At 67.3% G+C, this 23,140-nt stretch carries 23 protein-coding genes; 13 read left to right on the plus strand and 10 right to left on the minus strand.

From position 1 onward, the window contains the following. The first annotated feature begins 2 nt into the window (after nucleotides 1-2). The 4 genes from GYB83_RS01020 (at nucleotide 3) to GYB83_RS01035 (ending at nucleotide 6,503) form a co-directional block, all read left to right on the plus strand. Nucleotides 3-3,959 (plus strand): DNA-directed RNA polymerase subunit beta', encoded by a 3,957-nt coding sequence (locus GYB83_RS01020; RefSeq protein WP_161893718.1) that lies wholly within the window; start codon nucleotides 3-5, stop codon nucleotides 3,957-3,959. A gap of 166 nt (nucleotides 3,960-4,125) precedes the next feature. Continuing rightward, complete coding sequence (locus GYB83_RS01025) at nucleotides 4,126-5,484, plus strand: DUF445 domain-containing protein (protein ID WP_161893719.1); 1,359 nt, start codon at nucleotides 4,126-4,128, stop codon at nucleotides 5,482-5,484. 114 nt (nucleotides 5,485-5,598) lie between these two features. Next, nucleotides 5,599-5,901 carry a hypothetical protein gene (locus GYB83_RS01030; protein ID WP_161893720.1) on the plus strand — a complete coding sequence of 101 codons (303 nt, stop codon included), beginning with the start codon at nucleotides 5,599-5,601 and terminating at the stop codon, nucleotides 5,899-5,901. A gap of 104 nt (nucleotides 5,902-6,005) precedes the next feature. Beyond that, the gene (locus GYB83_RS01035) at nucleotides 6,006-6,503 is read left to right on the plus strand and encodes a polyhydroxyalkanoate synthesis regulator DNA-binding domain-containing protein (RefSeq protein ID WP_161893721.1); all 498 of its coding nucleotides are present in this window, start codon (nucleotides 6,006-6,008) and stop codon (nucleotides 6,501-6,503) included. A 58-nt stretch (nucleotides 6,504-6,561) separates the two neighbouring features. Here GYB83_RS01035 and GYB83_RS01040 read toward each other — a convergent pair whose 3' ends face one another. Both GYB83_RS01040 and GYB83_RS01045 read right to left on the minus strand, forming a co-directional pair. Beyond that, nucleotides 6,562-7,491 carry a hypothetical protein gene (locus GYB83_RS01040; protein WP_161893722.1) on the minus strand — a complete coding sequence of 310 codons (930 nt, stop codon included), beginning with the start codon at nucleotides 7,489-7,491 and terminating at the stop codon, nucleotides 6,562-6,564. 128 nt (nucleotides 7,492-7,619) lie between these two features. Beyond that, the gene (locus tag GYB83_RS01045; protein WP_161893723.1) at nucleotides 7,620-8,060 is read right to left on the minus strand and encodes an SRPBCC domain-containing protein; all 441 of its coding nucleotides are present in this window, start codon (nucleotides 8,058-8,060) and stop codon (nucleotides 7,620-7,622) included. A gap of 140 nt (nucleotides 8,061-8,200) precedes the next feature. Between GYB83_RS01045 and GYB83_RS01050 the strand changes: the two genes are divergently transcribed. Next, nucleotides 8,201-10,759 (plus strand): hypothetical protein, encoded by a 2,559-nt coding sequence (locus GYB83_RS01050; RefSeq protein WP_161893724.1) that lies wholly within the window; start codon nucleotides 8,201-8,203, stop codon nucleotides 10,757-10,759. A gap of 83 nt (nucleotides 10,760-10,842) precedes the next feature. Here the strand turns inward: GYB83_RS01050 and GYB83_RS01055 are convergent, their stop codons facing one another. Beyond that, on the minus strand, nucleotides 10,843-11,808 hold the full coding sequence (locus GYB83_RS01055) for an alpha/beta hydrolase (protein WP_228461108.1): 966 nt from the start codon (nucleotides 11,806-11,808) through the stop codon (nucleotides 10,843-10,845). Nucleotides 11,809-11,925: 117 nt separating this feature from the next. On the opposite strand from GYB83_RS01055, the gene GYB83_RS01060 reads away from it, so the two are divergent. After that, nucleotides 11,926-13,047 (plus strand): DNA polymerase IV, encoded by a 1,122-nt coding sequence (locus GYB83_RS01060; RefSeq protein ID WP_161893725.1) that lies wholly within the window; start codon nucleotides 11,926-11,928, stop codon nucleotides 13,045-13,047. 9 nt (nucleotides 13,048-13,056) lie between these two features. After that, a complete protein-coding gene (locus GYB83_RS01065) occupies nucleotides 13,057-13,560 on the plus strand; it encodes a DUF1801 domain-containing protein (protein ID WP_228461109.1) in 504 nt (167 codons plus the stop codon). Here the strand turns inward: GYB83_RS01065 and GYB83_RS01070 are convergent. Genes GYB83_RS01070 through GYB83_RS01085 form a run of 4 tightly spaced genes read right to left on the minus strand, consistent with a single transcriptional unit; the run spans nucleotide 13,518 to nucleotide 15,564 of the window. Next, nucleotides 13,518-14,324: an ankyrin repeat domain-containing protein gene (locus GYB83_RS01070; protein ID WP_228461110.1), complete on the minus strand. Its 807-nt coding sequence runs from the start codon at nucleotides 14,322-14,324 to the stop codon at nucleotides 13,518-13,520. The genes GYB83_RS01065 and GYB83_RS01070 overlap by 43 nt on opposite strands. Then, nucleotides 14,321-14,806 (minus strand): nucleoside deaminase, encoded by a 486-nt coding sequence (locus GYB83_RS01075; RefSeq protein WP_161893726.1) that lies wholly within the window; start codon nucleotides 14,804-14,806, stop codon nucleotides 14,321-14,323. The genes GYB83_RS01070 and GYB83_RS01075 overlap by 4 nt, the downstream gene beginning before the upstream one ends. Before the next feature lie 9 nt (nucleotides 14,807-14,815). Beyond that, nucleotides 14,816-15,298, minus strand: a complete 483-nt coding sequence (locus tag GYB83_RS01080; RefSeq protein ID WP_228461111.1) for a SixA phosphatase family protein — start codon at nucleotides 15,296-15,298, stop codon at nucleotides 14,816-14,818. Beyond that, nucleotides 15,295-15,564, minus strand: a complete 270-nt coding sequence (locus GYB83_RS01085; protein ID WP_228461112.1) for a hypothetical protein — start codon at nucleotides 15,562-15,564, stop codon at nucleotides 15,295-15,297. The genes GYB83_RS01080 and GYB83_RS01085 overlap by 4 nt, the downstream gene beginning before the upstream one ends. Nucleotides 15,565-15,732: 168 nt before the next feature. On the opposite strand from GYB83_RS01085, the gene GYB83_RS01090 reads away from it, so the two are divergent. Both GYB83_RS01090 and GYB83_RS01095 read left to right on the plus strand, forming a co-directional pair. Next, a complete protein-coding gene (locus tag GYB83_RS01090; RefSeq protein WP_371864984.1) occupies nucleotides 15,733-16,251 on the plus strand; it encodes an OsmC family protein in 519 nt (172 codons plus the stop codon). A gap of 84 nt (nucleotides 16,252-16,335) precedes the next feature. Further along, nucleotides 16,336-17,181, plus strand: coding sequence for a DMT family transporter (locus GYB83_RS01095; protein ID WP_161893729.1), 846 nt, complete (start codon nucleotides 16,336-16,338; stop codon nucleotides 17,179-17,181). Nucleotides 17,182-17,191: 10 nt separating this feature from the next. On the opposite strand, the gene GYB83_RS01100 is transcribed toward GYB83_RS01095, so the two are convergent. Beyond that, a complete protein-coding gene (locus GYB83_RS01100) occupies nucleotides 17,192-17,644 on the minus strand; it encodes a flavodoxin domain-containing protein (protein WP_161893730.1) in 453 nt (150 codons plus the stop codon). Between the two features lie 105 nt (nucleotides 17,645-17,749). Next, nucleotides 17,750-18,259, minus strand: coding sequence for a DUF4333 domain-containing protein (locus GYB83_RS01105; RefSeq protein WP_228461126.1), 510 nt, complete (start codon nucleotides 18,257-18,259; stop codon nucleotides 17,750-17,752). A gap of 156 nt (nucleotides 18,260-18,415) precedes the next feature. On the opposite strand from GYB83_RS01105, the gene GYB83_RS01110 reads away from it, so the two are divergent. The 3 genes from GYB83_RS01110 (at nucleotide 18,416) to GYB83_RS01120 (ending at nucleotide 20,376) form a co-directional block, all read left to right on the plus strand. Beyond that, a complete protein-coding gene (locus tag GYB83_RS01110) occupies nucleotides 18,416-18,805 on the plus strand; it encodes an SHOCT domain-containing protein (RefSeq protein ID WP_161893732.1) in 390 nt (129 codons plus the stop codon). Nucleotides 18,806-18,952: 147 nt separating this feature from the next. Next, nucleotides 18,953-19,828 (plus strand): DUF3558 family protein, encoded by an 876-nt coding sequence (locus GYB83_RS01115; RefSeq protein WP_186349688.1) that lies wholly within the window; start codon nucleotides 18,953-18,955, stop codon nucleotides 19,826-19,828. After that, complete coding sequence (locus GYB83_RS01120; RefSeq protein ID WP_161893734.1) at nucleotides 19,825-20,376, plus strand: DUF3558 domain-containing protein; 552 nt, start codon at nucleotides 19,825-19,827, stop codon at nucleotides 20,374-20,376. Before GYB83_RS01115 ends, GYB83_RS01120 begins: the two co-directional genes overlap by 4 nt. Before the next feature lie 118 nt (nucleotides 20,377-20,494). On the opposite strand, the gene GYB83_RS01125 is transcribed toward GYB83_RS01120, so the two are convergent. Next, nucleotides 20,495-21,289: an acyl-[acyl-carrier-protein] thioesterase gene (locus GYB83_RS01125; protein ID WP_161893896.1), complete on the minus strand. Its 795-nt coding sequence runs from the start codon at nucleotides 21,287-21,289 to the stop codon at nucleotides 20,495-20,497. 163 nt (nucleotides 21,290-21,452) lie between these two features. Between GYB83_RS01125 and GYB83_RS01130 the strand changes: the two genes are divergently transcribed. Continuing rightward, the gene (locus GYB83_RS01130) at nucleotides 21,453-23,111 is read left to right on the plus strand and encodes an FAD-dependent oxidoreductase (protein WP_161893735.1); all 1,659 of its coding nucleotides are present in this window, start codon (nucleotides 21,453-21,455) and stop codon (nucleotides 23,109-23,111) included. Nucleotides 23,112-23,140: the final 29 nt, after the last annotated feature.

The raw sequence follows: 23,140 nt of genomic DNA on the forward strand, positions 1-23,140 counted from the left end.
CATTGCTCGACGTCAACTTTTTCGACGAACTCAAGATCGGTCTTGCGACGGCCGACGACATCCACACCTGGTCGTACGGTGAGGTCAAGAAGCCGGAGACCATCAACTACCGCACCCTGAAGCCCGAGAAGGACGGACTCTTCTGCGAGAAGATCTTCGGCCCCACCCGGGACTGGGAGTGCTACTGCGGCAAGTACAAGCGCGTCCGCTTCAAGGGCATCATCTGCGAACGCTGCGGTGTCGAGGTGACCAAGGCCAAGGTGCGCCGTGAGCGCATGGGCCACATCGAGCTCGCCGCTCCGGTCACCCACATCTGGTACTTCAAGGGTGTGCCGAGCCGCCTCGGCTACCTGCTCGACCTGGCGCCGAAGGATCTCGAGAAGATCATCTACTTCGCCGCCTACGTCATCACCTCGGTGGACGACGAACTGCGTCACGCGGAGCTGTCGACCCGCGAGGCCGAGATCGGCGTCGAGCGCAAGGCCATCATGGACGACCTCGAGGTCGCCCTGGCCGAGCGCCAGAGCAAGCTCGAAGCCGACCTGGCCGAGCTGGAGGCCGAAGGCGCCAAGGCCGACGCCAAGCGCAAGGTCCGCGACGCGGGCGAGCGTGAGCTCAAGCGCATGCGCGACCACGCGAACCGTGAGGTCGAGGCGCTCGACGAGATCTGGGACAAGTTCGTCAAGCTCGCTCCCGGCGAGCTGATCGTCGACGAGCGTCTGTACCGCGAGCTCGAGGACCGCTTCGGCGAGTACTTCGCGGGCTCGATGGGCGCCGAGGCGATCAAGAAGCTCCTGGAGACCTTCGACATCGACGCCGAGGCCGAGTCGCTGCGCGAGACGATCCGCTCGGGCAAGGGCCAGAAGAAGCTGCGCGCGCTCAAGCGCCTGAAGGTCGTCGCCGCGTTCCAGCGTTCGGGCAACTCGCCGCAGGCGATGGTCCTCGAGGCCGTTCCGGTGATCCCGCCGGAGCTGCGTCCGATGGTCCAGCTCGACGGTGGCCGCTTCGCCACGTCCGACCTGAACGACCTGTACCGTCGCGTCATCAACCGCAACAACCGCCTCAAGCGCCTCATCGATCTCGGTGCGCCCGAGATCATCGTGAACAACGAGAAGCGCATGCTGCAGGAGTCGGTCGACGCACTGTTCGACAACGGTCGTCGCGGCCGTCCGGTCACCGGTCCGGGCAACCGCCCGCTGAAGTCCCTGAGCGATCTGCTCAAGGGCAAGCAGGGTCGTTTCCGTCAGAACCTCCTCGGCAAGCGCGTCGACTACTCGGGCCGTTCGGTCATCGTCGTCGGTCCGCAGCTCAAGCTGCACCAGTGCGGCCTGCCGAAGCTGATGGCTCTCGAGCTGTTCAAGCCGTTCGTGATGAAGCGCCTCGTCGACCTGAACCAGGCGCAGAACATCAAGTCGGCCAAGCGCATGGTGGAGCGTCAGCGTCCCGCCGTGTGGGACGTCCTCGAAGAGGTCATCGCCGAGCACCCGGTGCTGCTGAACCGTGCTCCCACGCTGCACCGTCTGGGCATCCAGGCGTTCGAGCCGCAGCTCGTCGAGGGCAAGGCCATCCAGCTGCACCCGCTCGTCTGTGAAGCGTTCAACGCCGACTTCGACGGTGACCAGATGGCCGTGCACCTCCCGCTGTCCGCGGAGGCGCAGGCCGAGGCCCGCATCCTGATGCTGTCGAGCAACAACATCCTGTCGCCCGCGTCGGGTCGTCCGCTCGCCATGCCGCGTCTGGACATGGTGACCGGTCTGTACTACCTGACCAGCCAGAAGCCCGGCCAGGTCGGCGAGTACACCGGTGCGTCGGGCGACGACGTCGAGCGCGGCGTCTACTCGAGCCCGGCCGAGGCCATCATGGCCGTCGACCGCGGCGTGCTGAGCATCCAGTCGACGATCAAGATCCGTCTCACGGATCAGCGTCCGTCGGCCGAGGTCGAGGCCGAGCTGTTCCCGGAGGGCTGGCACCGTGGGCAGGCGTGGGAGACCACGACCACCCTCGGTCGCGTGCTGTTCAACGAACTGCTTCCGCACGACTACCCGTTCATCGACGAGCAGATGCCGAAGAAGCGTCAGGCCGTGATCATCAACGATCTCGCCGAGCGCTACCCGATGATCGTCGTCGCGCAGACCGTCGACAAGCTCAAGGATGTCGGCTTCTACTGGGCCACGCGGTCGGGCGTCACCGTCTCGATGTCGGACGTCCTCGTGCCGCCGGCCAAGGCGGAGATCCTCGAGCGTTACGAGGAGCGGGCCGACGGCCTGGAGCGCAAGTTCCAGCGCGGCGGTCTGACGCCCGACGAGCGTCGCGACGCCCTTGTCGAGATCTGGAAGCAGGCGACCGAAGAAGTCGGTAAGGCTCTGGAGGAGTACTACCCCGACGACAACCCGATCACGATGATCCCGAAGTCGGGCGCAACGGGCAATATGACCCAGGTGCGTAACCTCTCGGGCATGAAGGGCCTGGTGACGAACCCGAAGGGTGAGTTCATCCCGCGTCCGATCAAGTCGTCGTTCCGTGAGGGCCTGACCGTCGCCGAGTACTTCATCAACACGCACGGCGCTCGTAAGGGTCTGGCCGACACGGCTCTGCGCACCGCGGACTCGGGCTACCTGACCCGTCGTCTCGTCGACGTGTCGCAGGACGTCATCGTTCGCGAGACCGACTGTGGCACCGAACGCGGCATCCTCGTCCCGCTGGCCGAGAAGTCGGCCGACGGCACGATCATCCGCGACGCTCACGTGGAGACCTCGGCGTACGCTCGTACGCTCGCGGTCGACGCCGTCGACGAAGCGGGCGACGTCGTGGTCGAGAAGGGCCACGATCTGGGCGACCCGGCCATCGAGGCTCTCCTCGCGGCGGGCGTCACCGAGGTCAAGGTCCGTTCGGTCCTCACCTGTGCCACCGGCACCGGCGTCTGCGCGCACTGCTACGGCCGCTCGATGGCGACCGGCAAGCTCGTCGACATCGGCGAGGCCGTCGGCATCATCGCGGCCCAGTCGATCGGTGAGCCCGGCACGCAGCTGACGATGCGCACGTTCCACCAGGGTGGCGTCGGTGACGACATCACCGGTGGTCTTCCGCGAGTCACCGAGCTGTTCGAAGCACGTGTCCCCAAGGGCAAGGCTCCGATCGCCGAGGTGTCCGGCCGCGTCACCATCGAGGACGACGATCGTTTCTACAAGATCACCATCGTCCCCGACGACGGCAGCGACGAGGTCGTCTACGACAAGATCTCGAAGCGTCAGCGCATGCGCGTCTTCAAGCACGAGGACGGCACCGAGCGTCTGCTCGCCCACGGCGATCACGTCGAGGTCGGCCAGCAGCTCATGGAGGGTGCGGCCGATCCGCACGAGGTCCTGCGTGTGATGGGTCCCCGCCAGGTGCAGATCCACCTCGTCAACGAGGTCCAGGAGGTGTACCGGAGCCAGGGTGTGTCGATCCACGACAAGCACGTCGAGACGATCGTCCGCCAGATGCTGCGTCGCGTGACGATCATCGACTCCGGCGCCACCGAGTTCCTGCCCGGTTCGCTCACCGAGCGCGCCGAGTTCGAGGCGGCCAACCGCGCGGTCGTCGCCGAGGGCGGCGAGCCGGCATCGGGTCGTCCGGTCCTCATGGGCATCACGAAGGCGTCGCTCGCGACGGACTCGTGGCTGTCGGCGGCGTCGTTCCAGGAGACCACTCGCGTGCTCACCGATGCGGCCATCAACAGCCGCAGCGACAAGCTCGTCGGCCTCAAGGAGAACGTGATCATCGGCAAGCTGATCCCGGCGGGCACCGGCATCGACCGGTACCGGAACATCCAGGTTCAGCCGACCGAGGAAGCTCGTGCCGCCGCGTACGCGCTGCCCACGTACGACGACACCTACTACAGCCCGGACAGCCCCTTCGGCGCTCCGAGCGGTGCCGCCGTTCCGCTGGACGACTACGGCTTCGGCAGCGACTTCCGCTGACCTGAGTTCACGACGAACCCCCGCCCGATTCGGTCGGGCGGGGGTTTCGTCGTATGGGGCCGACAACAAGGGCGGAGGACCCGACCGGCACGAGAACTCCGGTTCTGGCACAGATATGCGCCCGGGTGCGACACAATGCGGCGAGTAGCAAACGCCAGGAGGTCGCATGCAGTCGTGGTCGGAGATCGTCGCCGACGTCGAACGGAACTGGGTGATCTACGCGTCCATGCCCGTCATCGCGGCGCTGATCGGCTGGGGCACCAAGATCGTCGCTATCCGGATGATGTTCCGGCCGCATCGGTTCAAGGGCATCGGACGGCTCGGATGGCAGGGCATCATCCCCAAACGCGCCCCGGAGATGGTCGCCGTCCTCTGCGAAACGCTCACCGGTCGGCTGATCTCGTCGTCGGAGATCGTGCAGCGGATCGACGGCGTCGAGCTCGCGGCGCTGATCGACAGGCCGATGCGTGCGGAGGTCGCCCGCATCGTGAACACGATCGCGCCCGAGTTCCAACCGACCGTCTGGCACGCGCTGCCCGAGCCGGCCCGAGACGCGGTGATCGAGCGGGCCCAGCGAGTGTCGCCCGACGTCGTCGTCGCCATCGCGGACGCGTTGACCGAGCGGATCGACGAGGTGTTCGACCTGCAGACGATGGTGACGCAGGAGTTCCTGTCCGATCCCGAGACGCTGGAGAAGATGTTCTCCGAGGTCGGGCGTCGCGAGTTCGCGTTCATCCGGCGCAGTGGTCTGGTCTTCGGTTTCCTGATCGGTCTCGTCCAGGTGTTGGTGTGGGCGCTGTTCCACAACCCGTGGGTCATGCCGCTGTTCGGTCTGTTCACCGGTTGGTTCACCGACTGGGCCGCGCTGCGCCTGATCTTCAATCCGAAGGAGCCGACGAAGTACTTCGGCGTCATCACCTGGCAGGGTCTGTTCCTCAAGCACCGCATCCCGGTGTCGGAGGAGTACGCGGTACTGATCGCGTCTCGCGTGCTGACCACGGAGAAACTGATGAGGGGAGTGTTCGACGGGCCGCAGCGGGCCGCGCTGATCGACCTCGTCGCCGAGATCCTGGAGGAGGAGGTGCGCGACCAACTGGGCGACGTGTCGAAGACGTTGCGGCGTGAGGTCGGCGATCTCAAGGCGCTCGACTCGATCGGCTTCGGCGGTCTGTCGGTCGGCGGGCTGCTGGGCGTCGCCACCGATGCGTTGAACACGCCGCTGAAGGCGGTCACATCGCTCGGCCTGGACACGATCGAACTGGGACCGATGTGCCAGGCGGCGGCCGCCGACATGGTGGAGGTCCTGCCGTCGGTGATGGCGGGAGCAGAGGACTATCTGACGCGGACGCTCGACATCGAGACGATCATGGCGGAGAAGATGAAGGCGATGACGCCGGAGGAGTTCGAGGGCGTGCTGCGTCCGGCGTTCCAGGCCGACGAGCGCACACTGATCATCGTCGGCGCCGTCCTGGGCTTCATGGTCGGTGAGTTGCAGGTGCTGCTCGTCGAACACTTCACGGTGTGAACTGAATCACAACGCATTGCGTAAATCATTACGCAGCGCATAGTGTTTGAGTTACGCAAACGCAGAAAGAACCTGGCGGATGCGAAACCCGGACATCACCGCAAGGAGAACATCATGACTGCATCGAACAAGGCCGCCGAGACCACCGCCACCGACGCGAAGGTCGCCGACGCCGTCATCACCGACTTCCTCACCACCGTCATCGAGTCGACCCGCGACCTCGTCGACAATCTCCTCGAGTCGGCGGGCACCGTCGAGCGCAACGTCCGCGAGCGCGCCGACGACGCCCGCGAGAAGCTGACCGGCGACGACGCCGTCGACGCCCTGCGCACCCAGATCCAGAACCTGTCCGACCAGGTCGAGAAGTTCGCCAACCTTCGCCTGTCGTCGGAGAAGAAGGCCGACGCCGACAAGTGATCGGCCCCGCCGAACGTCGAGAAGTCCGGGATGCTCCGTCGGAGCGCCCGGACGTTTCGGCGTCATGACCAGCCGCATCTCGACCCGCATCCCCGAGGAGAATCATGGCCGACGACGAGCCGTACCTGATCAAGCGCTACTCCAACCGCAAGCTCTACGACTCGGTCCGGCGCAAGTTCACCACCCTCGACGAGGTCGCCAAGCTCCTGGAGTCGGGTATCCGGGTGCTGATCCGCGACCATGACACCGGCGTCGACCGTACGGACGAGGTGCTCGCGCAGGTTCTGCGTCGTCGAGTGAAGGGGGCTCCCGGAGGGGTGAGCCTGCTCTCGGACCTGCTGCGCGCGCCCGTCGACGTCGCGAAGACCGTCGTCGACGCGACGGGTCTCGACACGGAGCTGCGCCGCGCCGTCGGCGAGCCCGCCGCGGCCGAACCTCCCGTCGAACCGGCCTCGGACGAGCCGGACCCCGCGGCGGTCATGGAGCGTCAGGCCGCCGAGATCCGCGAACTGCGCGACCAGGTCTCGACACTCACCCAGGCGGTCACCATGCTCATCGAGCATCAGACCGCGGCCGCCTCCCCGCCGCCCGCGGACGACTGATCCGAGCGTTCCCGCGGTACTTCTGGTCGGTGCTCATCGGCGGGACGATGAGCGTTGACTAGAAGTGTCGCGGGACCAGTCGGGCCGCTTCGAGCCGCGGACGAACCCGAGCGGCGACCTCGTGTCGCTCGAGTGCGACCCAATCCCAGCGCACGACGTCGAATCCCATGTCGCGTAACGCGTTCTCTCGGTCCTTTTCGCGCATGACGGCGTCACCGATACTCTCGCCGGGCTTCAGGTTCGCGAGGTACTTGGCGCGACCGTCGAACTCACCGATCACCAGGCCATCCCAGTCGTAGTCGCTGTAGTAGACACGGTCGGCGACCCGCACCTCGACTTGCAGGTCGGGCACGGGAAGCGAGGCCTCGATCAACTGCGCGCGCCCCCAGGACTCACCTGGGTTCGCCGACCGCCCGTCCGCCAATCGCAGAGCCGCGCGCACCTTGTCCGAACCTCGACGGCGCCGCGAATCGAGTGCGTCCCGGAGTTCGTCGCGGGTGACCCCGAGACGGAGCGCGGAATCGAGGACCGCGAGCGCTCCCGCGAAGTCGGTACCGGCCGCCACGTCCACAGCGGTCGTCGGCAGGTCCGTGACCAACAGTCCGTCGATCCTCGTCACCTCGGCGAACGTCGTACGGGTGTGGATGTGCCTCGTCGCCAGTCGTTTGCCGTGCGCGCCAGATTCCACGGACTCATGGAGGCGGGTGAGGTCAGGCTTGAGCATCTCGATCCGCTGGATCGCCGCCGCCGATTGATGACTGAGGATCAGGCCCGGCGTGCGCGCCGCGATCGTCAGGCATCGTCGACGGTAGACCTCCTGAATCAGGCGCCACGGCTCGTCCGGGAGACTGGATCTCGGAATGTACATGCCGCGGCAGGCGACGACGAGTTCGCCGCAGCGAACCGCCTGTCGGATCTCCGCATCTGTGCGGCCGGCCTCGAGCGCGGCAGCACGTTCGACGACTCCGTTGATATCGGTGGTCCACATGCCGCCAATCAAAGCCGGAATCGCCGGGTCTGACTACTACGTTGTCCACAGGGCACCTCCCGCGGCACTTCTAGTCAACGCTCATCGTCCCGCCGATGAGCCCTGACTAGAAGTGCCGCGGGAAGTCGTCAGGCCAGGGATTCGGCGCGGGAGCCGACGGCCGCGGTCACGGCGGCGAACTTGGCGACCAGTTCCTTGCCGAACATGGCCTTCACCAGTCCGGAGAGCGGGCCGGTGATCTCGAAATGACTCTCGTATCGACTCCGGCCGTCGCCGAGGTCGACGACCGTGTGTCGGCGCAGGCTGCGGACCAGCCCGAACGGTGCGGGTTTCATCGAGTAGGCGAAGCCGACTCCCGGGGTGACGTCCACGATGTACTCGCGTTTCGACTTCAGACCGCCGGGGCCGAGCTCGAATCGCATGTCGATGGGCGAGCCGGGTTCCAGGGTCGATGAGCACTCGACTTGAAACGGATTCCATTCGCCGTACGACGCGAAGTCGGTGAGAACTCGCCACACCGTCGCGGCGGGGGCGTTGATGTCGACAGAACTGTCGGTGACCAGTGACATGACGCCATTTTAGAACGTGTTCCACGTCTGAATCGTGCCGGGTTGGCGACGACCTCCGGCATGAAATCGTCGTTGTTAACAAAACGGACGCCTCGCCGATAGTCCTAGGAATGCGTTGTAAGTCACACAAGGGGGGAACTGTGTCTCAATCCGTCAATCGTGCTCAACGTCGCGCACGTGCCCGGGAAACCTTCCGCCGCGAGCATCGGCTCCGCAACGGCCTCGTCGCACTCGGGGCCGTCGCCGCGCTCGGCGCGGGAACCGTCGGGGCGACGGGCGTCGCGTATGCCGCGCCCGCGGCTCCGGCCGCATCGTCGTCGGTCGACATGGGATCGCTCGACTTCGGTGCGATCCTCGGCATGCTCGACGACCCGATGCTCGGCCAGTTCATCGAGGGATGCCGCACCGGCTCCCTCGCTTCGGGCCCGGACTCGTCCACGAGCACCGAGTACGACCCGGCCGATCCGCCGCTCGCGATCGCCGACTGCAGCGGCTCCAACGGCACGGGCATCGCGCTCGTCCTGCCCGAGAGCATCGAGGTCGGCCAGGCCGCACAGGGCATGGAGATGGACCTCGGCGCCGACATCAACCTGCTGCTCGTCAAGTACAAGATGGGCAAGCGCAACCTCCTCGAGGTGCTCGGCGGCGTCGTCCTCGGCAGCGACACCGTCAAGGGGCTCGCGAAGGCCGCGGTCGGCATCAGCGTCGACCCCGGTGCATTCGACAAGTACAAGACGTACGACGCCGTGAAGCGCGACGCCGCGCTGCCGGTGAACCCGGCGTCGAAGGATCTGTGCGTGCAGGCCGACGGCTCGACGAAGAACCCGGTCCTCGGCGGCTGTTTCCTGGTCGGCGGCACTCTCGTCAAGAAGGGCGCCGACCTCAACCTGTCCAAGCGCACCGAAGCGCTCAAGATGGCCGAGTACCTCACCGGCCACAAGTACGACTACACGAAGCCGCAGGACCTGCCCGCGCCGGTCAAACCGATCGGCAAGTCGGTCATCTCCGGTGACGGCGTCAACATCGCCCTGTCGATGCGCGGCGCGACCGCCATCGCGCAGACGCGCAGCGCGATCGCGCTGGCGATGGCCGGAGCCGATCATGGTCGGACGTCCACCGCGTCGGCCGACCTCGGCATCGCGATGGGCGTCAACATGGACACCGACGACATCGTCTTCACCTGGTTCGGACAGAAGCTCGACTTCACGAAGCTCCGCGACTCCGGCCTGCTGACGTCCGACATCGCAGGATCCGCGGGCGCGGACGCCGACGGCATGCTCGACATGATCGACGGCATCAACGGCAACCTGCCCGGTCTCAAGGAGGTCGCCTGCTTCGGCCTCGACACGACGGCCACCGCAGAAGGCCTCGGAACGTGCAGCAACTACCTCGGCACGTTCGACTACTACAAGGACCTGCGTCCGGTGACCGACGGCGGCCATCGTCAGACGCAGTACGGCCTCACCGACGTGACGTCGCTGTTCATGGGCAACGACGCCCTGCTCAAGCAGTTCGCGCCGATGCTCGGAGGCGACGGCGACCTCGGCGGGGTCATGGACACCCCGTTCATGGGCGACCTCCTCAAGGCACTGACCTCCGAGGACAGTCGTCTCAAGTTCGCGAAGGACTTCGTCCGCTACACGCAGGACGTCGAGACGACGTTCGCGAAGGAGCCGGTGTTCGAGGCCGACGGCGTGACGCCCAAGCTCGACGACAACGGCAAACCGGTGATGAAGGTCAAGACCGCTCCGCGAATGGTCGGCGTCACACACCTCGTCGACGAGGAGTACGACTCGCCGGTGATGGTCCAGGACCGCGACGCCGACGGGGTGCTGCTCTGGGTCGACGCCAAGGGCGCACCGGTCGCCGAGGGCGCCGCGGGAGCGAAGCCCAAGATGGTGCAGAAGGTGGAGAACGGCGTCCCGGTCACGGAGAAGAAGACCCGGAAGGTCGCCGCCCCGACGATGGTCTGGGTCGACGCGGCGGGAGCCGAAGTCGCCGAGGGCACCGCCGGGGCCACGCAGGTCCAGAAGACCGAGCAGGCCAAGGACGACAAGGGCGCGCCGATCTTCGATCCGGTGATCGAGAGGACGACCACCGCGCACTGGCTGACCAGCGACTACGGTCTGCGTGAGCCGCTGGTGATCCAATGGCTCGGCCACGAGCTGGTGTTCTTCCCGGCCGTCGAGGTCAACGGGACCACGCGACCCAACCTGATCGGGCTGCCGGAGATCCGCCGGATCACCGATGACGCGGAGACGGGCCTCCTCCCGAAGATCAAGCTCGTCCAGTGGGACAACCCGTTCGGTCTCGGCACGCTCACCGTCAACCCGTTCGACCCGATCGGGATGTTGACCGGCTACATCAAGTCGGTCACGATCGTCGACGATCTGAAGGGCGTGGGCGATCTCGTCGGTGCGCTGACCCCGAAGACCGATTCGGGCGCCACGACGCCCGACACCGACACGACGCCCGCCGTCGACGAGACGACCCCGGCGGCAGACACCGCAGCCACGACGGTCGTGCCGTCGGACAAGGCTCCCGCCGAGGCTCCGACGTCCGATCCGGTCGTGACAACGCCGGTCGAGACCCCGGAACCGGTCGTCACACAGGAAACGGCTCCGGTCGAGGAGCCCGCCGTCGTCGACGAGCCCGTCGTCGACACGACGCCGGAACCGGAACTCGCACCCGCGAGCTGACGAGCGATCCGGACGCGGCAGTTCTGGTCGCCGCTCCTCGTCCCGACGAGGAGCGTGCGCCGGAGCTGCCGCGTTCTGCTGTGCTACGCGCCGATCGCCCGCGCGATCATCGGCCACGAGTTCACGAGGTCGGCCTTGAACAGGCCCCAGGTGTGGACCCCGTCGGGGCGGGCCACGAAGCGGTGGGGGATCCGGAGGCTCGACAACCGGCTCGCCATGTTGCGCGTGCATGCGAGGGCGAGGGCCTCGATGACGTTCCCGCCGATGAGGCCGCTGCCGTTCTGCAGCAGGCTCCCGTCGACGGGGCCCGCGATGCCCGAGCCCGCGGACAGGTAGACGGCCTTGCCGCGCAACTTGTTCGCGTTGAGGATCGGGTCGTGGCGCGCCCACGTCGGATTTCCGGGCGGACCCCACATGTTGACGACGTTGCCGCCGCCGCGCGCGACGATCGCGGTGTTGGCGAGGACACCGAGCGGGTCGGTCGTCGAGGGGCATCCGCTGTAGGAGGCGACGGCCCGGTACCGCCACGGTGCGTGCGTCACGATGTCGAGGGCGGGACCGGCCGACATCGACACCCCGGAGATCCCGTTGCGGCCGTTCGTGCGATACGTGCTGTCGACGACGGCCGGGAGTTCGCGGTTGATGTACGTCTCCCATTTGTTGACGCCGAGGACCGGGTCGGGCGCGTTCCAGTCGGTCCACATCGAGTTGCGTCCACCGATGGGTAGGACGACGTTCACCCGTTTGCCGCGGAAGAACCGCTCGACACCGGCGTTGTTGAACCACGAGATCCCGTCTTCGGCGCCTCCCGCGCCGGGCAGCATGTAGAAGACGGGAAGGCCCGCGGGGGAGCCGGCGGGGCGGATCACGTGACTACGGAGAACGCGGCGCATCGACGGCGAGTACACGGAGATGAGGTCCACGGTCGGACCCACGCGTTGGACGCCGACGAGGCGGGGCGCGGCGTCGGCCTGGGCCGGAGTGAGGGCGGTGGCGAGGAGCGCGAGGATCGCGGCGAGAACACCCGCCCGCATGGTGACTCCGGTCATGATCGTCCCCCTGTGTGCTCCATCTCGCTCACACTAGTCGTGGTCGCGAATCGGACCAAAGCGTCGTCACTGTTCCGTTGTCAGATCGCGACCTGGTCCATTGCCTACAGTGGACTCGTGGCCCAGCACACAGGGACGGACCAGCCTGCGACGCGTTTCCGCAGGTTGCTGCACATCGACCTGGACCAGTTCCAGGTGTCGGCCGAGCGGCTGCGTCGCCCCGACCTCGTCGGGGCTCCGGTGATCGTCGGGGGCGATGGCGATCCGTCCCGGCCGAGACAGGTGGTGACGTGTGCGTCGTACGAGGCGCGCGCAGCGGGCGCCCGAGCGGGGCTGCCGATGCCCGCCGCTCGCCGCAAATGCCCCGACGCGGTGTTCCTCCCGTTGGACATGGAGTTCTATGAAGAGACGTCGGCGGCGGTGATGGACGTGATCCGGTCGTTCGGTCATCCGGTCGAGGTGTGGGGCTGGGACGAGGCGTACATCGGCGTCGACCCGCGGGACGAGCCGGCCACACTCGACGCACACGGGGTCACCGAGCTGGCGCACTCCGTCAGACGAGCCGTCCGCGATCGGACGGGGCTGCCGTGCTGTCTCGGGATCTCCGACAACAAGCAGCGCGCGAAGATGGCCGCCGGGTTCGCCAAGGCGGCGGTCCGCGAGCCGGACGCGCCGGACGAGGCGAGGGTGTTCACTCTCGACGACGGCAACTGGAACGAGTTGATGGGTCCGAGGCCCACGCGCGATCTGTGGAGCGTCGGACCGAAGACGGCGAGGAAGCTCGCCGACCGCGGGATCGACACCGTCGCCCAGCTGCAGGCCGTCGACAGGGACGATCTGATCGCGTTGTTCGGGCCCAGCCAGGGCAACTGGTTGTACGTCCTCTGCCGCGGCGGTGGCGACGACGCGATCGCGACCGCGCCGTGGATCGCGAAGTCGCATTCGAAGTCGAATACGTATCCCGCGGATCTGACCTCGCGCGACGACCTGTCGGCGGCGGCGGGGGAGCTGACGCGCGAGGTGCTCGATCAGGTGATCCAGGAGGGGCGGATTCCGTTCCGGGTGGGCCTCACGGTGCGCACGTCGACGTTCTACACGCGAACCAAGATGCGCAAGCTCGCGGCGCCCGGCACCGACTACGATGCGATCGCACCCGTCGTCGCCGACCTGCTCGACGCGTTCGATCTCGATCGTCCCGTCCGGCTGCTCGCCGTCCGACTCGAACTGCTCGACCCGTGAGGAACTCCGATGGCTGAACCGAAGACGAAACCGACAGATGCGAGCGTCGACGCGTTCCTCGACGCCGCGACGCCGGCGCGTCGCCGTGCCGACGGCCTGGTCCTGGTCGACCTGTTCCGCGAGGTCACCGGGGTCGACCCGGTCATGTGGGGTCCGTCGATGGTCGGCTTCGGGCGCTACCGGTACATCTCGCCCGTCAACCCACGGACCCGCGGCGACTGGCCGAAGACCGCGTTCTCACCCCGCAAGGCGAGCCTTTCGCTGTACGGGCTCAAGGATCTGCCCGAGGGCGCCGCGCTGCTCCCCGAACTCGGCGTGTACACCGAAGGCATGGGGTGTGCGTGTACGTCAAGAAACTCGACGACATCGACCTCGGCGTCCTCCGGCGTCTCGTCGCCATCGCCTGGTCGCGAACCGACGACCCCGAACCGGCCTGACATTCCGTCTGCCGAACGGGACCGATGGTCCGATCAGCGGCGCGGTCGGTCGAACTCGGCGACGACCGCGGTCTGACCACGGTTCACGGCGTGCTGTCGCGGGGTGACGTGATCGAAGTCGGCGATCGACGGGTCCGCGCCCGCGTCGAGCAGTCGACGGACCGTCTCGACGTGGGGAGCGTCGCCGTCGCCGAGGACCACGGCTTCCAGGAGTGCGGTCCAGCCCGATTTGTTGACCACGTCGAGCGGCACGCGGGCGTCGATGAGGATCGCCACGGTCGACACGTGAGCGTGCTCGGATGCCGGGATGAGCGCGGTGCCGCCGTACCGGTTGAGGCTGGTGACGTCGGCGCCGTGACGCAGGGTCGCGCGCAGTATGTCGTCGAATCCCTCGGCGCCCGCGTACAGGAACGCGGAATCCTGCAGGTCGTCCTTGGCGTTCGGATCGGCTCCCGCGTCCAGCAGCGCGATAGCGCTCGCGGCGTGCCGATTCTTGGTGGCCGCGACCAGCGGTGTCCGACCGTGCGCGCCACGCGATTCGAGGTCGGCGCCGTCGGCGATGGCCCGGCGCACACCGTCGACGTCGCCCGTGAGTGCCGCGACGTGGAGCCGGGCGGTGGCCGCGGGGTCGACCCGCTTCGAGGCGGGCGCTGTGGTGGCGGTCGGCGACACCGTGGTCGCGGGCGTCGATGTGGTGGCCGAGGCTCCGGATGGTGAGCCGGAATCGGAGCAGCCGGTGACGGCGGTGGCGGCGACGACCGCGGCGGCGACGACGGCCGCGGCGGCGACGACGGCCGACAGTCTTATCGTCGACGATCCCGTCGACCCGGGGCGCTTCACGGCGTGACTCCGGCCGACCTCGCGTGCAGGGCGCGCAGCTCGTCGGTGAACTCGGGGACCGGTCCGAATGCGTCGACGCCGGGCGCGACGTCGGCGATCGACAGGGGAGCGACCGGCGATTCGGGCAGCCCCCACTCGCTTCGCCAACGGGTGAGCTGCGCGGTGCTGCCCGCGTAGACGATCCGGCCGAGTCCGACCCACGCGTGGGCTGCCGAGCACATCGCGCAATGCTCACCCGAGGTGTAGGTGACCGACGCCGCACGCTGGTCGGGCGTCATGTTCTGCACCGCCCACTCGACGATCGTCAGTTCCGGGTGCCGAGTCGAGTCGCCGCCGGACACGCGGTTACGGTCTTCGAACACCACCTGGTCGTCGGCGTCGACGAGGAGGGAGCCGAAGGCTTCGTCTCCCGCCTCGACGGCTTCCCGAGCGAGCTCGACACAGCGGCGGAGGTGGGCGTGATCTGTGGGAGTCAGAGTCATCCCTCGACGCTATCGCGGAATTCTGAGTGCTTTCAGTGCCGTCGCCGAATCGACGTCGAGCCCGATCCGGTCCCACGGCACACCGACCTCGACGACCGCGTAGGCCGACGTCGGGAACTCGTCGATCGCGGCCTCCGGGTCGAGGGTGAGCGCGGTCTCCGGCATGCCCGGGAAGTGGCCCACCACGAGCAGCGTCGCGGCGTCGGACGGAGCGTGAACGCGGATCGTCTCGAACAGTTCGTCCGGCGTGCAGCCGTAGATGTCGTCGATGTACTGGACGTCGGCGTCGATGCCGGTGCGTTCGAGTGTCTGCCGGGTGCGTTCGGCGGTGGAGCACAGGACGGCGTCGACGGAGTACCCGTCGTCCCGAATCCAGTCGCCCGCCAACGCGGCCTGTCTGCGGCCCCGGTCGTTCAACGGCCGATCGTGGTCGGGGACGCCGAGCGGGTAGTCGCTCTTGCCGTGGCGGAGCAGGATCAGCGTGCGACTCACGCTGCGCCCGCGGTGCGCCGCAGCATCGGGTCGGCGGCCATCGTGCGCAGGATCTGCGCCGTCGCACGCCATGCCGCACCCTCCTGCGAGTAGTAGCCGTGGGCGTCGAGGTCCCCGGCGGCCGCCGCCTCGTCGGCCAACTCCGCCAGCTCGAGGTGCTCGTCGAAGCATCGGGTGGTCAACGAGACGAGCCGTTCACCTCGGCATGCGGCGTCCACGTCGGACGTGCTCAGCGTCATCAGACGTTCCAGGTCACTGCGGTACATGACCTCACCGTAGAACCGACCCCCGACAAATCCGGGCAACAACACGGTCGGATCATTCGGATCGACCACCCGGATTGGAATCACGACGGGCGCAACAGTGGGTGCGGACCGGGCGCGAACCTACCGTCGAGAACCATGACGACATCTCAGATCAGCATCACGCACGCCATCCCCGACAGCGGTACCGAACTCAACACTATCGCCGCACAGACCGCGAATGCCGTGGCCGCGAACCCGGCGAATGCGGCCGCGGTCTTCGCGGCGTCCGCCACCGCCGGTGAGGGAGTGTCCAGTCAGGTCGGCATCCGATCGTTCAGCGTGACCGTCGACGAGCCGCCCGTGCTCGGCGGCCGCGACACCGCGCCGAACCCCGTCGAGTTCTATCTCGCCTCGCTCCTGTCCTGCCAGGTCGTCACCTACCGCTTCTGGGCCGAGCGGCTCGGCGTGACCCTCGACTCGTTGGCCCTGCACGCCGAAGGCGATCTCGACGTCCGCGGCTTCTTCGGCCTCGACGACGACGTCCGCCCCGGTTTCACGCAGGTGCGCGTGACGGTCGACGTCGCCGGACCGGACGCGCCCGAACGCTACCGTGAGCTCCACGACATCGTCGACAAGCATTGCCCGGTGCTCGATCTCACGGTGAATCAGACTCCGGTCACGACGGATCTGCGGATCGCGGACGCGTGAGACCGGCCGGACGACGGTCGCGTCCGCCGCTGTCGTCCGGTCACCCCGCACGTGAGGCGATCATCGACCGATACGCTTGTAGGGATGCATACCTGGGCCCCTGCGCTGTTGGCGATCGCCGCCGCGCTGCTGATCGCCGGAGGCACCGTGCTGCGGCAGCGGTCCTCGGCGTCGAGCGGTGCGATCACCCGCGGTTGGTGGTTCGGGGCCGGTATCGCGCTGACGGGATTCGCCTTTCAGGCGACGGCCCTCGGCCTCGGGTCGATCCTGCTCGTCCAGCCGCTCGTCGTGTTGGCGGTGTTGTTCGCGCTGCCGTTGGAGGCGTGGGCCGACCACCGGCACCCGCACCGTCACGAGTGGATGTGGGGAGCGCTGCTCGTCACCTGCGTGGTCGTGTTCCTGATCATCGCGCGCCCGGTCGCGAGCGACCGTCCGCCACAGGTGGTGATCATGGGGATCACGATCGGCGCGATCATCGCCGGGCTCATCGGGCTCGTCGCGGTCGCCGAACGCAGCTGCAACCGCCACCACAAGGCGTTGTACTACGGACTGGCGTCCGGCGCGTTGTTCGGTGTGTCGGCGGTCCTCATCAAGGCCGTCACGTATCGGATCGTCGACGATCCGCTCTCGGTGTTCACCAAGTACGAGATCTACCTGCTGGTCCCCGTCGTGGTGCTGGCGGTCGTCGCGCAGCAACGGGGCTTCGGTTCCGGCGACTTGCAGACGTCGTTCCCCGCGATGAACGTGATGGAACCGGCGGTCGCGATGGTGCTCGGCGTGGTCCTGCTCGGCGAGAACATCGCGGTGGGCCTGCCCGCGGCTGTGGTCCTCGGCACGATCCTCGCGCTCTCCGTCGTCGCCGTCGTGAAACTGGCCCAACATGCAGCGATCCGCGGTGACCAACGGACGTCGGTCACCGCGGATGCGTGAGTGAAACGGTTCAGGCGGCGTCGATGACGGCCTTCAGATTCTCGGCCCACTCCTCGGCGGCCTTCGCGGGCTTCTCGGTGCTCGACGCGTCGTGACGGTAGTGCTCGCCGACCTCGACCGCGCCCCGCGCGACCAGCTTGTCGGCGATGATCTCGCCACCGCGGTTGAACGTGTCGTCGTACACGGTGTCGCCGAGCCCGAACACCGAGAAACGCAGACCCGCGAGATCGGGCTTCTCCTCGTCCAGCTCGTCGGCGAACGGAAGCGCGCTCGAGGGCAGTTCGCCTTCGCCGTACGTCGAGCAGACGATCACCAGGAAGTCGTCGGTGTTCAGATCCTCGGCCGCGTACTCGGCCATGTCGTAGATCGCCGGGTCGTGATCGGCGGCCAGGACGTCAGCGATCGCGTCGGCGACGAGCTCACCGGTGCCGGTCTCGGTGCCGTAGAGGATGACAGCTGCCATGGTCGGGGATCTCCTGTTGTTGAGGGGGAACGACGCAGAATACGGTAGCGTAACCAACTCGCGTCGTCGAATCTCCGACCAGGGACTTTAGGCCTGTGACGTGGCTCAGTTGAGTTTCCAGTGATTCGTTTCCGGCTTGTCGGTGACGAAATAGGTCACCGACCCGGTCTCGCCGTCCGCGCTGGTTGCGGGGCAGTCGATCTGGGTGTTCGCCGGTTGCGCTTTGAATCCCGAACCGCAGTCGACGCTCGCGCCCGGCACCTGCTCGTCCAAGGCCCGCGTCAGTTTCGTCGTGAGGTCGGACATGGAGAACAGGAAGTCGACTGTCTGGTACTTGATATCGCCGGAGTCGCTCGTCACAGTCACATCGATACGGACGTCGGTGCCGGAGGCCTTCGCCGTGCACTGGAACTTCGTTCCGACGGCGGGGTCCTTGCCGGGGTCGTCGCACGTGATGGAGTCGACCTTGGAGCCGACGGTCGCATACTCCGTGTTCAGGGTCGTAGTTATCTCGTTCTTCAGCTTGTCCTGATCGATCGTCGTTCCGCCGACCGAGAAGCTGCACGACGCGAGCAACGGGGTGACGACGAAGGCGGACAGGGCCAGGACGCGCATGTTCTTCACACGTCGACGGTAGAACTGGTCGCCGTGCGGAGAGCGCGGATTCGTCGGACTGTCGCCTGATCGGCGGATAGGGCGCGGGACTGCACAGCACTTCGTCCCGCGTGGGCGTTAAGCTGTCATTCCCTCCTATAGGAAAGGTGCACGGAAGTGGACTGGAGTTCGTTCTGGGGTGTGCTGTGGTACACCGTGTTGGTTTTCGCGTTCGTCGCCTACCTGATCGTGCTGTTCCAGGTGCTGACGGACCTGTTCCGTGATCACACGCTCGGCTCGGGTGCCAAGGTGCTGTGGATCATCGGCCTCATCGTCCTGCCGTACCTGACGGCGTTCGTGTACGTGGTCGCCCGCGGCAAGGGCATGACCGAACGTTCGCGTGCGACGGCGCTCGCCGTCGACAAGGCGAATCAGGAGTACATCCGCAACGCTGCGGGCAAGGCGTCGCCCGCCGAGCAGATCGCGACCGCGAAGTCGCTGCTCGACGCGGGCGTGGTGTCGCAGGAGGAGTACGACACCCTCAAGGCCAAGGCCCTCGCGTCCTGACCTGCGCTCATCGAGCACGACGGCGATCCCCGCTCCGGCGGGGATCGCCGTTTCTCGTCGGGGCGCATGTCGTCGCCCGCGAATTGTCGCCGCAGGCAGATAGTGTTGGTGGCGACGGCACACGTCTGCCGGGGAGAGGGGACGGCATTGGCGACGCGCATCGACAGTTGGATATGGGCGATCCGACTGACCAAGACCCGGTCCGCCGCGGGTGCGGCCTGCCGCGCGGGTCACGTCCGCCTCAACGGGGTCACGGCCAAGCCGTCGGCGCAGGTGTCGATCGGCGACCGCGTCACCTACCGTGCCGACGGTCGGGAACGGATCGTCGAGGTCACCGGACTGATCGCCAAACGCGTGTCCGCGCCGCTCGCCGCGGAGAACTACATCGACCACAGTCCACCGCCGCCTCCCCGTGAGGTGATCGCTGCGATCCCGCGCAGGGACTCGGGTGCGGGCCGACCGACCAAACGCGAACGACGCCAGCTCGACCAGTTCCGCGGCGGCGCGTTCCTCGTGGTCATCGCGGCCGTCGTCATGCTCCTCGTCGGCGCGTGCGGCGACGACTCGTCGGACTCCGCCGACAGCACAGCGGAGCCCAAGACCGGCACCGGACCAGATTTCGACAGGTGCGGCGGCCTCACGACCGAGGACGTAGCCCGGCTCACCACCATCACCGGTATGACCCTCGCCATCGACAACCCGTCCACCTGCGAGTGGCGCAACGGGCCGTCGCGCGCGGCGACCGCGTCGTTCAACTGGTACCGCGGCTCGCCGATCGGACGCGAACGGGGAACCGAGCAGCTCTCGCGCGATCACACCCAGGACCACAGCGTCGGCGGACAGCCTGGGTTCATCGCGAGCTCGGGCGCCATCTGCGAAGTCGGTGTCGCGTGGGACGCAGACTTCATCGAGATATCGCTGCGCGCACCGACGACGCTCGACGGCGAATCGACGATGCCGACCGACAAGGTCTGCGACGGGGCGAAGGCCCTCGCCGACTTCGTGGTGAAGAGGGCGTCATGACTTCGACGATCCGAAAAGCGATCACCCTCGCCGCCTTCGCCCTGGCAGTGGTTCTGGGCGTCGCGTCATGCACGGTCGACGGAACACCCGTCCGTCAGGGACGTGACGTCGGCACCGACACCGGACACGTCGACACCGACAAGTTCGAGAAGCTCCTCGCCGAATGCGAGATCCTGCCCGCCACGCAGATCGCGAAGGCGGTCGGCGGGTCCATCGCCTCGCCTGGATTCTTCGGAGCGAACTGCCGGTGGGTCGTGACGACGCCCGCGGTCGTCGACGTCACGTTCAACTGGTTCGAGTGGGGCGACTTCAACCACGAGAAGGACACCGCCAAGAGACTCGGGTTCACCACCGACAACATCCAGGTGCAGAGCAGCGCGGCGTTCACCGCCCGCGACCCGAAGCGTCCCGCGGTCTGCGGTGTCACCGCCAAGGCCCCGATGGGCGGGATCTACACCTGGTGGGTCGAGCCGTCGACGGCGTCGGCAGGCGACGCGTGCGCCGCGCCGATCAAACTGATGGAACTGATCCTCACCGGCTCGTACTGATCTCGGGTCGTCCTCGCAGCGCGCGCTTGTGTCCCGTGCCAGGCGGGGCCCAGCGCAGTTAAGGGGTGAATCGGTGTCGCGTGGTGACACCGATTCGCCCCTTAAGCGTCAAATCAATCTAGTCGCGGGGTATGACTGCGACCGAGACGGACGCCGCGGTGACCAGGGCGTCGTCGTCGCCGGGGATCAACAGCCACAGGAGCAGGCAGTCGTCGAGGCGCTGACGGCGGACGGTGATCGGGACGCCCGGCGTCACCGGGCGCAGATACTCGATGACGGCGCGGTGGGGACCGTCGAGCAGATCGAGGTGATCGACCAGTTCGTCCTCGACGGCCGCGAAGTAGGCGGCGTTGTTGAGATGGCGGAACGGATCGAAGTCGGTGACGCGCAGGACGTGCTCGCGGTCGGGCAGGTCGACGTCCGACGCCGGCGGAGCCTCGCCCGGGTTCATCGCCTTCCAGCGGAGACGATGCTCGTCGGTCATCTCGGTGAGGGTTCGCATCGCGGTGTCGCTGATGCGGGCGGGCATTCCGCTCTCGGTCATGTTGATCCAGAACGCGTTGGTCTCCACGTGTCCGCCGGGTCGCGGCTCGGGATTGAACCGATTGGTCTGGGCCGTGCCACGGATCGTCACCCGCATGTCGGTCCATCGGGTCGAGAACGCGCCGCACCAGCGTTCCACCCGGAAGTCCGACGGCCAGGTCAGCGGCTCGAAGACGTCGATGACGGTCCGGCGGATGATCCAGAACGGGTCGGTGTCGGCGAAATCGGTGACGGCGATGTTGTCGTTGGCGACGTCCTGCAGATAGCGGGCCAGGCCGTCGAGGCGCACGCGCATCTCCTGATCGATGTCGCCGGTCCGCACCCGGTAGTCGGCCGCGTAGAACGGCGCTCCGGTTCGTCGGACGGTCATCGGTTCGTATGGATACGGTGTGCTCACGGTCAGCTTCCTCTCGTATCGGTCGCGGCGTGTGCCTGTGGTCTCGATGCGTCAGGCCGCTTACGCTAGGCTCAAGGCAAAACTAGAACACGTTCACCCTGTGGCTTGCAGCTACCCGGCCGACGGAGGAAGACCGATGGCGCACGTAATCACCCGCCCCTGCTGTAACGACGGTACGTGCGTAGCCGTCTGCCCGGTCAACTGTATCCATCCGACGCCGGACGAGCCGGACTTCTTGACCGCGGAGATGCTGTACATCGACCCGGAGACCTGCATCGACTGCGGCGCCTGCATCGACGAGTGCCCGGTCAACGCGATCTTCCCCGACGACCAGCTCGCCGCCAAGGACGAGCCCTACCTGCAGATCAACGCCGACTACTACAAGGACCACGACGTCGACGGCGGCCTCGTCAAGCATCCGAAGCCGCCCGCGCTGCCCGACGGCGAGGGACTGCGCGTCGCGATCGTCGGCGCCGGACCGGCCGCGTTCTACGCGGCCGAGGAACTCGTCAAGAAGCGGCAGATCCAGGTCGACATGTTCGACCGCCTCCCGACGCCGTACGGCCTGGTCCGAGCGGGCGTCGCGCCCGACCATGCCAAGACCAAAGGCGTCGAGTCGTCGTTCGGCATGGTCGAGAAGAAGCAGAACTTCACCTATCACCTGAATGTGGAGGTCGGCACGCACATCACCGGCGACGAACTGCGGGAACGCTACGGTGCGGTCCTGTACGCGGTCGGTGCACCCCACGACCGCAGGCTCGGCATCGACGGTGAGGACCTCGCCGGATCGATCGCCGCCACCGACTTCGTCGCCTGGTACAACGGGCACCCCGACTACGCGGACCGCACGTTCGACCTGTCGGCCGACCGCGTCGTCGTCATCGGCAACGGCAACGTGGCGCTCGACGTGGCGCGCATCCTCGTGACCGATCCCGACGAGTTGGCGCGGACCGACATCGCCGATCACGCACTCGACGCGTTGCGCGGGTCGGCGATCCGGGAGGTCGTCGTCATGGGTCGCCGCGGCGTCGAGCACGGCGCGTTCACCAACGGTGAGCTGCTGTCGCTGAACGAACTCGACGGCGTCGACATCGTCATGCCGGACGAGCTCGTCCTGTCCGAGGAGACCGCGGCCGCCGAAGCCGACGACTCGCTGGACTCCGTGATCGCCACCAAGATTCGCATCGCCCGGGAGTTCGCCGACCGTCCGCGGGGCGGCGACCGGCGCATCGTCTTCGAGTTCCTCACCTCGCCGACGTCGATCATCGGGGCCGACGGCGTCGAGAAGGTCGCCTTCGTGCGCAACCGGTACATCGGCGGCGGGGTCATCGAGCAGACCGGTGAGGTCGGCGAGATCGATGCGGGAATGGTCGTCCGCTCGGTCGGCTACCGCGGACGCCCGATCGCGGGCCTGCCGTTCGACGAGGTGAAGGCCGTCGTCCCCAACGACGACAGTCGAGTCCTCGACGCGACCGGAGGCTCGCCGATCCCCGGACTGTACGTCGCGGGCTGGATCAAGCGCGGCCCGACGGGCGGCATCGGCCGCAACAGGTACTGCGGCGAGGAGGCCGCCAAGGCGATCATCGCCGACTTCGCCGCGGGCGTCGTTCGGAATCCGGACAAGGACGCGTCCGACGTCGTCGATCTCGTCACCACGCGGGGAGCCCACCGAGTGGACCTCGCCGGGTGGAAGGCCATCGACGCCGCGGAACGGTCGGCGGGCCGGGAGTCGGGACGCCGCAGAGTGAAGCTGGTGACCGTCGACGCCCTCGAAGCCGCGGCAGACGGGCAGTGAGTCGTCTCGACGGCGCTCGACGGGCCGGG

The sequence above is a fragment of the Gordonia spumicola genome (assembly GCF_009932475.1).
Classification (GTDB): Bacteria; Actinomycetota; Actinomycetes; order Mycobacteriales; family Mycobacteriaceae; genus Gordonia; species Gordonia spumicola.